The sequence below is a fragment of the Euzebya tangerina genome (genome assembly GCF_003074135.1).
Taxonomy (GTDB): Bacteria; Actinomycetota; Nitriliruptoria; order Euzebyales; family Euzebyaceae; genus Euzebya; species Euzebya tangerina.
Genome location: NZ_PPDK01000001.1, coordinates 182,160 through 194,927, shown reverse-complemented (window position 1 = coordinate 194,927; position 12,768 = coordinate 182,160). Strand labels below are relative to the sequence as shown.

Below are 12,768 nucleotides of genomic sequence, written 5' to 3'. Positions count from 1 at the left end.
CGGCCAACGTTGGTTAACGATTAGTTCATGATGAGAGAGTTCTCAACTAGCCGCCTCGAGCCTCGTCTTCGGGCGCAGGACGTTCGTCGGGGTGAGGCTCGATGATCATCGAGACGTCGTCCACGGTGAGGAGGTCGACGCGGCTGCTGACCAGCGGTGCGTGAGGCCTGCCGTTCAGGGACACCGCGGAGTGGGCAACCACCTCAGGGTCGGCAAAGCCGCGGACCTCGGTCGCTTGACGGCCGAGTTCGCCCGCGTACTGCAGGATCAACCTCGGGCGCGCCGCCATGCGGCTGATCTGCCACGACGCCAGTTCCTGCTCCAGATCGGGAACCCAGATCTCCCCGGTCTCCCGGTCGGACACGACGAAGTCGACATGGCCGCTCTTGGAGCGAAGCTTCATGTGCCAGGCGAAGTCGTGGCCCTCTTCGGTCCAGTTGGGGTCCCCGGGGATGGCCAGGTGCCGCAGAGGGACCAGGGTCTGGGCCGCCACGAAGACCACCAGCAACAGCAGCGCGGGAACCGACAGCAGTGCCCTCGGTGTCGGAGCCTGGCGGCGAGGTTCGCCTCCAGAGGGAGAGGGCTCCGACGTGACCGTCCCTGCGCTGCGGCTGACCTCGTCCCGACCGAACGCGGTGCGCACGCGGGCTAGTGCCCGTCGTGGCCAGTCAGGAGGCAACAGCACCAGCGTCGCGCCCATGGCGAGGACGGGGAAGACGCCGATGGAGAACAGGCGCGCGTTGATCAGGTGAAACGCTCCGACGGCGATGAGGGCGGGTGCGCGGGTCGGTCGCCACAGCACCAGCGGGACGACCAGCAGATCCAACAGCAATCCTGACCAAGAGAGCACCAACGCCGCTTCCGGGCGAACCAGCCACTCGCCGATCAACGGCCAGTTCTCGCCGGCCATCAGCCACGAATCCAGCGGCCTGCCGGCCAGCCAGTCCGAGGAGAGCTTGGCGATGCCCCCGCCCACGTACATCACCGCGATCTGGAAGCGGAGAAGCCACAGCGCCCAAGTCGGCACCGTCGTCTCCGGACGTGCGGCAAGGCGCGCGTCGACCGACCAGACCCGGTGGGCCGGGACGACGGCCAGGATGCCCCCGACGAGGACCATCAGGTAGAAGTGATTCAGGTAGAGGGTGTGGTCGAGCAGGAACGAGTAGGCGAAGAGGAGCGTGAACACGACCGTCGCGACCCGGTAGAAGACGCCGAGGGCGATGCAGAGACCGGTGAGGCCAATCGCCGCCCAGACCACGTACATCGCGTCGCCCGGCAGTGGCGCCACCCACCCGAAGCCGGGATAGGTGAACGTGTAGGCCCGGTCGACCCAGAAGTTGCCGATCCAGTCGTAGGAGAAGTATCGGTAGGTCTCCCACACGACCACGAGGCCGAAGACGATCCGGAGGACGGCGAGGCTGGCCCCGTCAACGGGTGTTGTGAGCCTGCGACGAGTGCGTGTGATCACGGACTCGGCCTGCTTCGGTACACCACGGTGAGGCTCACAGGTCTTGTGGTACTGCACCCCTCGGCGCGGAGCAACCTATCTGAGAACCTTCTAATGGCGGTCCCCGGCTCGACGCGAGTGGGCCTATCTTCTTTGCGCCGACATGAGAGGTTTCTCATGGAGGTGAGAGTTTCCTCATTCTCCTTGTCGGAGGCGGAATCGGGCGTACGGTCGCGCCGTCCCGAGTTCAACAGACAGAGGAGTCCGACATGATCAGTTCACTGAGACTTGCATCGGTTGTACGGATGCTTGCCCTGCTCTCCGCTCTCGCTCTGACGGGGGCGCTCATCGCGACTCTCGCAGACTCGACCCCTGCAGCCGCCCAGACCGATGACGACGATGGTGCTGGCGATGATGATGACGGTGCCGGTGATGACGATGACGGTGTTCCCGACAACGATGACGACGATGGTGCTGGCGATGATGATGACGGTGCCGGTGATGACGATGACGGTGTTCCCGACAACGATGACGACGATGGTGCTGGCGATGATGATGACGGTGCCGGCGATGACGATGACGGTGTTCCCGACAACGATGACGACGGCGTCCCGACCCGCAACGCGTCGCGGTTGGCCGGCGAGAACCGGATCCTTACCTCCATCGTGATCTCGCAGTCGCAGTTCAGCACGGCGGCGACCGTCTACCTGGCCAACGGCGACGGCTTCGCTGACGCGCTGGCCGGTGGCGTGCTGACCGACGGCCCGATCCTGCTGGTCCCCAGCTCGGGTGACCTTCCGGCCGAGACCTGTGCGGAGATCACCCGCCTCGACCCGACCGAGGTGGTCGCACTTGGTGGCTCATTGGTCGTGAGCGATGCGCTGCTCTCCCAGGCAGCCGCCTGCTAACAGCTGCAGCGTGCGACCACCTGTGTGACCAGCCGGACCGTCCCAGAAGGGCGGTCCGGCTGTCTCGTCCAGGCACAGCATTGCGAGTAGGCGAGGCCTCATCCAGGCTGGCAGTGTGACTTCCGCAGCCGCGTCCACCCCGACCTCCGACCGCCTCTTCGATCGGGCTCAGGCCGTCATCCCGGGTGGGGTCAACTCACCGGTCAGGGCCTTCCGGGGCGTGGGCGGGACCCCTCGGTTCATGAGCAACGGCAAGGGCTCACGGGTCACCGATGAGGACGGCACCAGCTACCTCGACTACGTCATGTCCTGGGGACCGCTCATCCTGGGCCACGCCCACCCCGACGTCGTCCAGGCCGCCATCGAGGCCACCCGAACCGGCTCGTCCTATGGCGCGCCAACCCGCGGCGAGATCGAGTTGGCCGAGGAGATCGTCGCCCGTGTGCCGGGGGTGGAGATGGTGCGGTGCGTCTCCTCAGGCACCGAGGCCGCGATGTCGGCGATCCGGGTCGCCCGTGGCGCCACCGGCCGCACCAAGGTCATCAAGTTCGCCGGCCACTACCACGGCCACGCCGACAGCCTGCTGGTCGAGGCGGGATCAGGCGTGGCCACCCTCGCCCTGCCCAACAGCCCCGGGGTCACGGCCGGCGCGACCCAGGACACCATCGTCGTGCCGTGGAACGACACCGCCGCCGTCGAGGCCGCCTTCGAGGAGTACGGCGACGACATCGCCGTGATCGCCTGTGAACCCGTCGCCGCGAACATGGGCCTCGTCCCCGCCCAGCCGGGCCTCCACGGCTTCCTGCGACAGATCAGCCGGGACCACGGCGCGCTGTTGCTGGTCGACGAGGTCATGACCGGCTTCCGGCTGGCTCGTGGTGGCGCGACGGAGCTGCTGGGCCTGGAGCCCGACCTGGTGGCCTTCGGCAAGGTCGTGGGAGGCGGCTTTCCGCTGGCCGCGTTCGGCGGACCTCGCGAGGTGATGGAGCTGCTGGCTCCCGTCGGGCCCGTCTACCAGGCGGGGACGCTCTCCGGAAATCCGGTTGCCGTGGCCGCCGGGCTGACCCAGCTCCGACTGCTCGACGAGGCCGCCTACAGCCGGCTGGACCAGCTGGCGACCCGGCTGATCGATGGCTGGACGGCAGCCTTCGCCGCTGCGGGTGTCCCGGCGGTCATCCAGCGGGTCGCCAGTCTCTTCGGCCTGTACTTCACCAGCTCGCCAGTCACGGACTTCGAGGGTGCGCGGGCTGCCGATCACGAGCGCTACGCCGCCTTCTTCCACGGGATGCTCCGGCAGGGCGTCTATCTCCCACCCTCCGGCTACGAAGCGATGTTCGTCTCCACCGCCCACAGCGAGGAGGACATCGATGCCACGATCGCTGCAGCCAGGACTGTCGCGGCGACGCTTCCTGGCCGGTAGCGGCGCTCTCGCGGCGGGAGCTCTGGCCGTCGGGGCCTGCTCCGGCGGCGGCGAGGTGGTCGTCCCGACCGAGGTCGCCTCCCGCGATCCCATGGACCTGGACCTCATCGGACTTCCCGGCCTCCGCCAGCCCGGCAGCGACGACCGCATCGCGATCACGGTCCGCGGCCGGCGGATCCTCCAGGTGGGGCAGGACGTCGTCGACGGCGCCCAGACGCTGGACACCGATGGTGGCGTGGTGGTCCCCGGGTTCACCGACAGCCACGTCCACCTGCAGTTCGCCGATCCGACCGATCTGCTCGCGGGAGGGGTCACGACCGTCCGCGACCTGGGTGGCCCACCGGATGCCGCGCAGGCGCTCCGTGGCCAGACCGACCTCCGGGTCCTGCTGGCGGGACGGATCCTGACCCCGATGGGCGGGTACCCGACGACCAGCTGGGGCGCAGACGGAACCGGCCGGCAGATCTCGGGCCCCGAGGACGCCGTCGCCGCCGTCGACGAGCAGGTGATGGCCGGTGCCACGGTGGTGAAGGTCGCGCTCGAGCCGAGCGGTGGCCTCCCCGTGTTCGGCGAGGCGACCCTGCGGGCGATCGTCGACCACGGCATCGACGCGGGGCTGCGGGTCACCGCCCACGTCGGCAGCGCCGAGATGCTCGAGTTGGCCATCGAGACCGGCGTCCGTGAACTTGCCCACCTGCCGCTCCACGACGTCACGGAGGCTGAGATGATCCGGGCCGCCGAGGCGGGCATGGTGCTGGTGCCGACCCTGCTCATCCGCGGGCCCGACGACGGAGCGCTGGCCGCCCTCCGGGCCTTCCGGGAAGCTGGCGGGGAGGTGCTGTACGGCACCGACCTGGGCAACGGCGGAACAACGCCGGGGATCGAGGTTGCCGAGGTCGAGTTGCTGCAGGCGGCCGGGATGAGCCCGGCCGAGGTGCTGCGGGCTGCCACCTCCGACCCGGCGCTGTACCTGGGCCTGGACAACGGACGTCTGGAGCAGAACGCGGTGGCGGATCTGGTCGTGCTCGGCAGCGACCCGTTCGAGGACCCTCGCGCCTACGACGACATCCGTCTGGTCGTGGCCAATGGTGTCGTGATCGGCTGAGCCCAGCGTCTTGGTGCCTGCGTGTTGTCCGGGTTCCGATAGCGTGACCTGAACAACACACGAGCCCGTGGAACCCGCCCACCCCGAGCAACGTTGGACCAGGTATGGACAAGCCAGGGATGGATGAGGAGGACGAGGTGCCCACCGACGACCAGGCCTTGACCGACGACGAGGCGCTGGGGGTCGCCGAGCAGGGCGAGTCCGGGCCCGCGACCACGCCCTCATCGGCCGGAGCGGGGCGCACGATCGCCGTCGGGGCCCTCATCGTCATCATCCTGCTCGGCGGAGCGGTCCTGCTGCTCGGTGGTGACGACCAGGCAGACATGCCGGACAACATCGCCGACCTGCTCGATCCCAGCGCCACGCCAGACCAGCCGCCGGGCAGCCTGGACCTGACCGACGCCGTCGGCGCCCTGCCCGAGTTCGATCTGACGGAGTTCGGCGCTGACGAGGTCGTCGGAGCGACGAGCTTCCTGGGCGATCGTCCGGTGGTGCTCAACTTCTGGGCCACCTGGTGTGCGCCATGCGTCGCGGAGATGCCCGACTTCCAGGAGGTGCACGAGGCCGGATCGGAGGCGTTCCGACTGGTCGGCATCAACACCATGGACGCCCAGATCAACGCCGTCCCCTTCGTGGAGGAGTTGGGCATCACCTACGACCTCGCGACCGATGAGACGGGCGAGTACTTCAACCTGACCGGTGGCTTCGGGATGCCGACCACGCTCTTCGTCGAGCCCGACGGCAGCGTCGCCTACCGGCACACCGGGCCGCTCACCATCGAGCAGATGACCGAGTTGCTGGACGAGCACCTCGACGTGCAGGTCGAGGTGTGAGCGACCACGCCCGAGCTCCCCGTCACTTCGGTTACCGAGAAAGGCCAGTTCAGCAACACAGCGCCCCGTATCGGTTGGCCCGCCTTCCTCCGTTCCGGGTAGCATCAGCCTCACGTATGCATCGACCGTATGAGGAAGGACCAGCAAGGTGGACGTGATCTCCGAGTTCTTCCGGACGATCCCAGACGTCATCGGCGCGCTGTGGTCCTTCGGCAACGGCTTCACCGGCCTCGCCATCACGGTCGGGAGCATCGCCCTGGTCGCCGGCTTCTGCTTGGCCGCCCAGCGCACTCGCGAGACCCACGGCTGGGTCTCGGCGGTCTGTGGTGGCTCGGCGGCGATGGTGGCGGGACTGTGGGCGTTCGGAATCCTCCCCTCCGCCTGGATCTACTTCCTCGACGGCGCCAAGGACACCCTGACCGACACCGTCATCCCGTCACGGATCGCCATCGGCGAGTTCGTGGTGATGGGCAACTTCTACACGGTCTTCCGCGACTCGATCGTGATGGTGGAGACCATCGTGGCCATGGGGGCGTTCGGGGCCCTGGCCCTGTGGGTGCAGAAGAAGTACCCCCGCACCCTCGCCGAGGGTGAGGAGCCGGGCGAGAAGTCAGGGGGCTACAAGTGAGTGAGGTGAGCATGGCATGGGTCTGACTGACCAGGGTCTCCACCCGGAGATCTACGACGACTACAAGATCGAGACGGTCGATCCGTCCTGGCTGCAGGAGCGCGTCAAGCCCAAACGGCACATCGGGCTCACGCCAGAGCTGTGCATCCTCTGCCGCGCCTGCGAGGACGTCTGCCCGTGGGAGTGCATCTGGATGCTCGCCCCGGACATCATCACCGATGCCGAGAACCCCGAAGTCCTGACCCTGGCGCAGTCCTCCTCCGCCACCTTCATCATCGACGACAACGAATGCACCCGCTGCGCGATCTGCGTGGAGCGTTGCCCGTCCGACGCCCTCTGGCTCGGTCGGGTCGAGCAGTAGGAAGGTTCCCTCCCACGTGTCGAAACTGATCCCCTCACCGCCCAAGCCGGACGAGCTGAAGAAGGCCGTCCAGGACAACGTCGTCTGGAAGTCGATCTTCCGGCCGGGGTCGATCTACCGCAAGGGCTACCGCGACACCTCGCGCGACCGCGCACTCGCGGCCATGAACAACGTGCTCTACCACCTCCACCCCGTGAAGGTGAAGCGGCACGGGCTGAAGCTGACCTACACCTACTGCTTGGGCGGGACCAGCTTCTTCCTCTTCATCCTGCTGACGATCACCGGCATCTTCCTGATGTTCTTCTACCGGCCGTCCGCCGGACCGGGGAACGAGTTGGCCTACGCCGACATGCAGCGGATCATCTCAGGGGTGCAGTTCGGGGACCTTGTGCGAAACATCCATCGGTGGGGTGCCCACCTGATGGTGCTGACCACGTTCCTGCACATGGCCCGCGTCTTCTACCACGGTGCCTACAAGCCCCCGCGTGAGTTCAACTGGGTCGTCGGCGTCGTGCTGCTCCTGCTCACCCTGCTCCTGGCGTTCACCGGCTACCTGCTGCCATGGGACCAGTTGGCCCTGTGGGCCGTCGCCGTCGGAACGCAGATGGCTGGATTCACGCCGGTGTTCGGTCAACAAGTGCAGTTCGTGTTACTCGGCGGGGTCGAGATCGGCCCCGAGACCCTGCTGCGTTGGTACGTGCTCCACGTCCTCGCGCTCCCGTTCGTCACCACGCTCTTCTTGGCGGTCCACTTCTGGCGGATCCGCAAGGACGGCGGCATCTCCGGCCCGCTCTAAGGAGTCCCCTCATGGCAGAAGAAGTCGAGATGGACCAGGAGGTCTACGACAAGCTGATCGCCGACGGCAAGAGCGAGCGGATCGCCCGCGCCAAGGCCAAGGCAGCCGCTGTCCGGGCCAAGAAGAAGGCCGCTGGCGCCGAGCTCGGCCCCAAGTCCTTCGAAGAGCAGAAGGCCGCCGCGGAGGCCGCGGGTGGTGGCGCATCAGGCGGCGGAGGCGGCACCGCCACGGCAGTTGCCGAGGCCCCCGAGGCCGGCGGGATGATGTCGGCTGAGGAGCGCCAGAAGCGCGTTGCCGAGGCGCTCAAGCGCAAGCAGGGCAAGGTCGCGGACCTGCAGCAGCCCGAGGCGAAGCTGGCCGGGCAGAAGCACACGCACCGCCTGCTCGCGATGGTCCCACCCAGCGGGATCCAGCAGATCAAGGGAAAGCAGGAGGACAAGGTCTACACCTGGCCGCACCTGCTGAGCTCCGAGCTCGTCTGCCTGCTGGCGGTGACCGCTGCGCTGCTGCTCATCTCGATCACGCCGGCGTTCCCGCTGCGTGAGCTGGCGAATCCCAACCAGACGCCGAACCCGTCGAAGGCCCCCTGGTACTTCCTGGGTCTGCAGGAGCTGCTGCGCTACTTCCACCCGATGATCGCGGGTGTGACCATCCCCGGGATCGTCGGCCTGGGTGGCCTCATGGCGATCCCGTACCTGGACAAGAACCCCTCGGTCAAGCCCGAGAACCGCAAGTTCGCCACCGTGCTGATGAGCATGTTCCTGCTCGGCTCCACGATCCTCACCCTGGTCGGCTCCTTCTTCCGAGGACCCGGATTCAACTGGGTGTGGCCGTGGGTCGACGGGCTGTTCTTCGAGATCTAGGAGGATCGGCATGACCACACTCCTCATCCTCACCGCCACCGCGATCGGTCTGCTGACGCTGGCCGCGTGGTGGTTCCGCCCCATCGTCCAAGCCGTCGCAGCCGACCTCGCCGTGACGCCGGCGCAGCGTCGTCCGGTCCCGCCGGGTCTGGCCGACCCCGACTGCGGCATCGGCGCGACGCTCATGGCTGCAGCGGCGTCGGGACCGGGTGCCTCGGGCTCGGGAGGCGGCAGCGCCCCTGCCGCTCCCAAGAAGCCGAAGCGCAAGAAGCCGACCGGCCCGGACCGTCGCGCCTTCCTGCGCAACTCGTGGCTGCTCAGCATGGGCGGCGTCCTGGGTGCGTTCGGTGCCGCAAGTCTCGGGTTCCTGTGGCCCCGACTCGGCGCCGGTGCGTTCGGCGCGAACATCGACCTCGGTCCTGAAGAGGACGTCCTGTCGAGCATCGCCGAAGGGGGCGGTCGGTTCGAGTTCCCCAGCGGCCGCCTCTACATGGTGCAGTACAACGCGGCGAACGACCCCGACGGTCAGTACGAAGACATCACCAATGGCGCGAGCGTCATGGCGATCTACCAGCAGTGCGTCCACCTGGGATGCCGTGTCCCGTGGTGCGAGTCCTCGCGGTGGTTCGAGTGCCCCTGCCACGGATCTCGCTACAACCGATGGGGTGAGTACGAGTTCGGGCCTGCTCCTCGCGGACTGGACCGCTTCCCGGTCACCCTGACCGACGGCAACGTCTTCGTGGACACCTCGACCATCGTCACCGGTCCCACCCAGACCGGCGGTGTGCTGGGCGAGCCGGCCGCCGGCCCGAACTGCAACGGCTGAGCTCGAAGCCGCAGCCCGACGCTCTTCTGATCAGAAGGTAGAACTCCCACCGTGAGCCCACTCATCATCGCGATCGTGATCCTCGCCGTTGGCGCGATCATCACCCTCGTGTTGCTGCTTGCCAGTGGCAACGCGAAGCAGAAGCTGTCCAGCTCGATCCCGCCTGCCATGCGACCCGGGTACTCCGACGAGGAACTCGAGGGCAAGCACCTCGAGCGGATGATGTCCTGGGGGCTGCTGCTCACCCTCTTCTTCGCGGTCTTCCTGCCTGCGTACTGGCTGCGCGAGCCGATTCGTGCCCAGGACAAGCAGGAGGGTCTGTTCGCCCGGGACTTCTCCGAGGGTGAGGAGCTCTACCAGGCCAACTGCGCCGAGTGTCACGGGTCAGACGCCGCGGGAGGCAACGCCGCCTCGCCCTACGGCGGCGACCCCTGGCCCGCTCCCAACCTGACCAACATCGCGGCCCGGTACGCCGACAGCCGCATCATCGTGGATGTCCGCGAGCACATCGAGCAGACGCTGTACCGCGGCCGGCCCGGTTCGCCGATGCCCGCGTGGGGCGCTGCCTTCGACGGGCCGATGACCGACTTCCAGATCGAGGCCATCACCGACTGGATCCTGGCCAACCAGGTCGGCGAGGTGGCGGAGGTGAGCGGCGCCATCAACGACGAGGGCGAGGTCATCAGCGGCGAGGAGCTGTACCTGGCCAACTGCGCCAAGTGCCACGGCGCTGAACTCCAGGGGATCGTTGGACCCAGCCTCCAGAACGTCCTCCAACGCCATAGTGAGGAGGGCATCCTCGGAATCCTCCAGAACGGCATCAACATCGTCGGCTCCGGCATGTCCATGCCGCCCTGGCAGGAGGCGTACATGTATCCGGATGCCCGCTATGACGACGAGGCCCTGGGACGGATCATCGACTACCTGGTCGAGAACCAGGCCGAGGACGTGCCGGAGGACGCCAACCAGTACCAGACCCCCAACGTGGGCGAGGCGGTCGAGGCCGATGACCAGAGCCTCGAGGAGCAGCTCGGGCGCGAGCCCGACAGCACCGGCGGCGGTGGTGAGGCCGAGGCAGACGACGCCGACGCCGAATCCGACGAGGATGCCGAGTCCGACGAAACGACGGAGGTATAACACGTGGAGCTCCTGATCCTCGCCACCGAGGGTGGCATCCCGACCTCGAACCCCTGGTCGCAGCTGGCGCTGCCGCTCGGCATCCTCATCTTCGTCGGCTCGGTCTACATGCTGATGCGCTCGAACCTGGGCACCCGTCGTGGGTACCTGGTCATGGGGGCGTCGCTCTGGGGGTTCGGGTTCCTGCTCAGCCTCTTCTGGGCGTTCGGCGCACCCGGCACGCCGCCCAACACGGGGCCGCAGAACCTGCCCGGTCAGGAGTTGGACGAGTACCAGCCAGTCTGGGTTCCCTTCGCCCAGGACGCTGCGGTGGTGACCGAGGAAGGCAGTCCGTACGCGAGTGCGGTCAACGCCTACCCGGACGGGTGGGAGGACCCCCCGGCGGAGCTGATGCCGGCCGGGGACGAGGAAGATGGGCCCGGCACCGAAGGTGTCGAGGTCGGTGCCCAGAACATCCAGTCCTTCTTCGGATCGCTGGCCGACAATGAGGAGTTCGACTTCGGTCAGAACGTCCTCTTCGGCACCGAGGCGCAGGTCGGTGACCCCCTGTACACCGTCGCCGACAACGGTCGACCCATGATCGCCGTCACCTTCGGCAACACCTGCGAGTTGGCCGTCCCGGCCGATGCCGAGGAGGGCGCCGAGCCTGTGCTTCCCGACGTCTGCCAAGATGCCGGACTGGAGAACGGCGACCTTCTTCCTGCGGACGCGGTCGATGAGAACGGCAACAGCCTTCGCAACGAGCAGACCTTCTTCGCCTTCTTCGACGCCGGTGCGCCCTACTTCCCGTCACTGCTGATGGTCGGGATCATGGGGGTGCTGTTCGCACTCCACATGGGGCTGCTGGCTCGCGACGAGACGCGCGAGCGGCGCGAAACCGAGGAGACCGAGGCCGAGGAGGTCGAGGTCGAGGAGCGGGCTACCGTGGGTGTGTGACCCACACCCCTCGGGCCCACCGCCGTCGAGCCCACACCCTGCGGGCCTGCGCCCTGCTCCTGGCAGTCCTCCTGACCGGGTGCACGCTGGGCAATCAGGAGAACATCCCCGGCGGCGGGATCGTCAACATCGAGACGATGCCGCTCATCGCGCAGGCTGACCGGGATCCTGCTCCCGACGTCTGCAGCGAGACGGTGACGGAGGAGCAGCTCTGCCTCGAGGAGTTCGCGGGCAAGCCGGTCCTGGTGAACTTCTGGGCCTCGTGGTGTGGCCCGTGTGCACGGGAGATCCCCGAACTCGTGGGACTGGGCGACCTCTACGCCGACCAGATCCAGATCATCGGCGTGAACAATCAGGACACCCGCACGAACGCGAGGTCCTTCGAACGAGACCAGGACGTCGACTATCCCTCGTGGTTCGACCGCGGCGCGGTCATCGCGGCCGAGTTCCGCGACACCGCCCCGATCGGGTTGCCCTCGACCATCCTGCTCGATCGGGAACACCGCGTGGCCCTCCGTGTGTTGGGCGGGGTGAGTGCTGACCAGTTGGTCCCCTACATCGACCAGTTGACCACTGAGTAGCGCTGCTCGAACTCACCTCCTCACGACCTGGACCCGATACGCAGTGGATCTCCTCGTTCTCGCTCAAGCTGTCAGCGACATCGGCGCCAGCGCCCAGAACGCCATCAACTCCTCCAACCTGGTCCTCGCGGCTGGTGTGGCGTTCATCGCCGGCCTGGTGTCCTTCGCCAGCCCCTGCGTGGTCCCCCTGGTCCCCGGCTACCTGGCCTACATGACAGGGCTGTCCGGGGCCGACCTGCGCGACGGGCAGGGCGGCCTCGGTGCACGTGCCCGGGTGCTGTCCGGCGGCTTGCTGTTCGTCTTCGGGTTCGCGATCCCGTTCACGCTGCTCGGCTTGATCGGCGGTCGGGTGTCGATCGCCTTGCAGAGCCGGCCGTGGCAGATCGGCCTGGGTCTGATGGTGGTGTTCCTCGGGATCGCCTTCACCGGCCTGTTGCCCTTCGACTTCCTCAAGCGGGAGGCCCGCATCACCGACAGCGCGATCGACAAGGGTGTCCTCGGGGCCCTGCCACTCGGCTTCGTCTTCGGTGTCGGCTGGACCCCGTGCATCGGCCCGGCCCTGGCGGCGATCCTGACCCTCTCAGCGGCACAGGGCGGCGGCTCGTCCATTCGCGGCGGGGCACTGGCGTTCGTCTACGCGATCGGGCTCGGGCTGCCGTTCATCCTCTTCGGACTGCTGTTCAACCGGCTCGGACGGGTGCTCAACTTCCTGCGGTCCAACGCCGGCCGACTTCAGGTCGGCGGCGGCATCATGCTGGCCCTGGTCGGCCTGGCCATCGCAACCGGCCTGTGGGACGTCTTCCTCGACTGGACCCGCCCGTTCGTCGGCGGCTTCGAGCCTCCGATCTAGCCGAGGTCGAGACCAGAAGTGCACAGGTTGTCCACAGCTGTGGATTGCTCTTCGCGCATAAGTCGTAGCCAAGCGTG

At 67.5% G+C, this 12,768-nt stretch carries 14 protein-coding genes; 13 read left to right on the top strand and 1 reads right to left on the bottom strand.

All coding sequences use genetic code 11. The features are described from left to right. Window positions 1-46: 46 nt before the first annotated feature. On the bottom strand, window positions 47-1,468 hold the full coding sequence (locus C1746_RS00915) for an HTTM domain-containing protein (RefSeq protein ID WP_162867241.1): 1,422 nt from the start codon (window positions 1,466-1,468) through the stop codon (window positions 47-49). A 248-nt stretch (window positions 1,469-1,716) separates the two neighbouring features. Between C1746_RS00915 and C1746_RS00910 the strand changes: the two genes are divergently transcribed. The 13 genes from C1746_RS00910 to C1746_RS00850 all read left to right on the top strand — a co-directional run bounded on the left by C1746_RS00910 (window position 1,717) and on the right by C1746_RS00850 (window position 12,691). Next, window positions 1,717-2,355 (top strand): cell wall-binding repeat-containing protein, encoded by a 639-nt coding sequence (locus C1746_RS00910; RefSeq protein ID WP_162867240.1) that lies wholly within the window; start codon window positions 1,717-1,719, stop codon window positions 2,353-2,355. A 115-nt stretch (window positions 2,356-2,470) separates the two neighbouring features. Beyond that, window positions 2,471-3,775, top strand: a complete 1,305-nt coding sequence (gene hemL / locus C1746_RS00905; protein ID WP_116712831.1) for a glutamate-1-semialdehyde 2,1-aminomutase — start codon at window positions 2,471-2,473, stop codon at window positions 3,773-3,775. Further along, the gene (locus C1746_RS00900) at window positions 3,723-4,880 is read left to right on the top strand and encodes an amidohydrolase family protein (RefSeq protein ID WP_116712830.1); all 1,158 of its coding nucleotides are present in this window, start codon (window positions 3,723-3,725) and stop codon (window positions 4,878-4,880) included. The genes hemL and C1746_RS00900 overlap by 53 nt, the downstream gene beginning before the upstream one ends. 104 nt (window positions 4,881-4,984) lie before the next feature. Then, window positions 4,985-5,713, top strand: a complete 729-nt coding sequence (locus C1746_RS00895) for a TlpA family protein disulfide reductase (protein WP_116712829.1) — start codon at window positions 4,985-4,987, stop codon at window positions 5,711-5,713. Between the two features lie 148 nt (window positions 5,714-5,861). Then, window positions 5,862-6,341 (top strand): hypothetical protein, encoded by a 480-nt coding sequence (locus tag C1746_RS00890; RefSeq protein WP_116712828.1) that lies wholly within the window; start codon window positions 5,862-5,864, stop codon window positions 6,339-6,341. 16 nt (window positions 6,342-6,357) lie between these two features. Then, window positions 6,358-6,702, top strand: a complete 345-nt coding sequence (locus C1746_RS00885) for an NADH-quinone oxidoreductase subunit I (RefSeq protein ID WP_116712827.1) — start codon at window positions 6,358-6,360, stop codon at window positions 6,700-6,702. Window positions 6,703-6,718: 16 nt separating this feature from the next. Continuing rightward, window positions 6,719-7,498, top strand: a complete 780-nt coding sequence (extP, locus tag C1746_RS00880; RefSeq protein WP_116712826.1) for a selenite/tellurite reduction operon b-type cytochrome ExtP — start codon at window positions 6,719-6,721, stop codon at window positions 7,496-7,498. A gap of 11 nt (window positions 7,499-7,509) precedes the next feature. Then, window positions 7,510-8,361 carry a cytochrome b family protein gene (locus C1746_RS00875; RefSeq protein WP_116712825.1) on the top strand — a complete coding sequence of 284 codons (852 nt, stop codon included), beginning with the start codon at window positions 7,510-7,512 and terminating at the stop codon, window positions 8,359-8,361. Between the two features lie 10 nt (window positions 8,362-8,371). Further along, window positions 8,372-9,187: a QcrA and Rieske domain-containing protein gene (locus C1746_RS00870; RefSeq protein ID WP_116712824.1), complete on the top strand. Its 816-nt coding sequence runs from the start codon at window positions 8,372-8,374 to the stop codon at window positions 9,185-9,187. 51 nt (window positions 9,188-9,238) lie between these two features. Next, window positions 9,239-10,324, top strand: a complete 1,086-nt coding sequence (locus tag C1746_RS00865) for a c-type cytochrome (RefSeq protein WP_116712823.1) — start codon at window positions 9,239-9,241, stop codon at window positions 10,322-10,324. Between the two features lie 3 nt (window positions 10,325-10,327). Continuing rightward, on the top strand, window positions 10,328-11,260 hold the full coding sequence (locus tag C1746_RS00860; RefSeq protein WP_116712822.1) for a hypothetical protein: 933 nt from the start codon (window positions 10,328-10,330) through the stop codon (window positions 11,258-11,260). Continuing rightward, entirely contained in the window at window positions 11,257-11,841 is a 585-nt protein-coding gene (locus tag C1746_RS00855; protein WP_116712821.1) for a TlpA family protein disulfide reductase, read from the top strand. Before C1746_RS00860 ends, C1746_RS00855 begins: the two co-directional genes overlap by 4 nt. Before the next feature lie 43 nt (window positions 11,842-11,884). Further along, window positions 11,885-12,691 carry a cytochrome c biogenesis CcdA family protein gene (locus C1746_RS00850; protein WP_205711626.1) on the top strand — a complete coding sequence of 269 codons (807 nt, stop codon included), beginning with the start codon at window positions 11,885-11,887 and terminating at the stop codon, window positions 12,689-12,691. The last annotated feature ends 77 nt before the right edge of the window (window positions 12,692-12,768 follow it).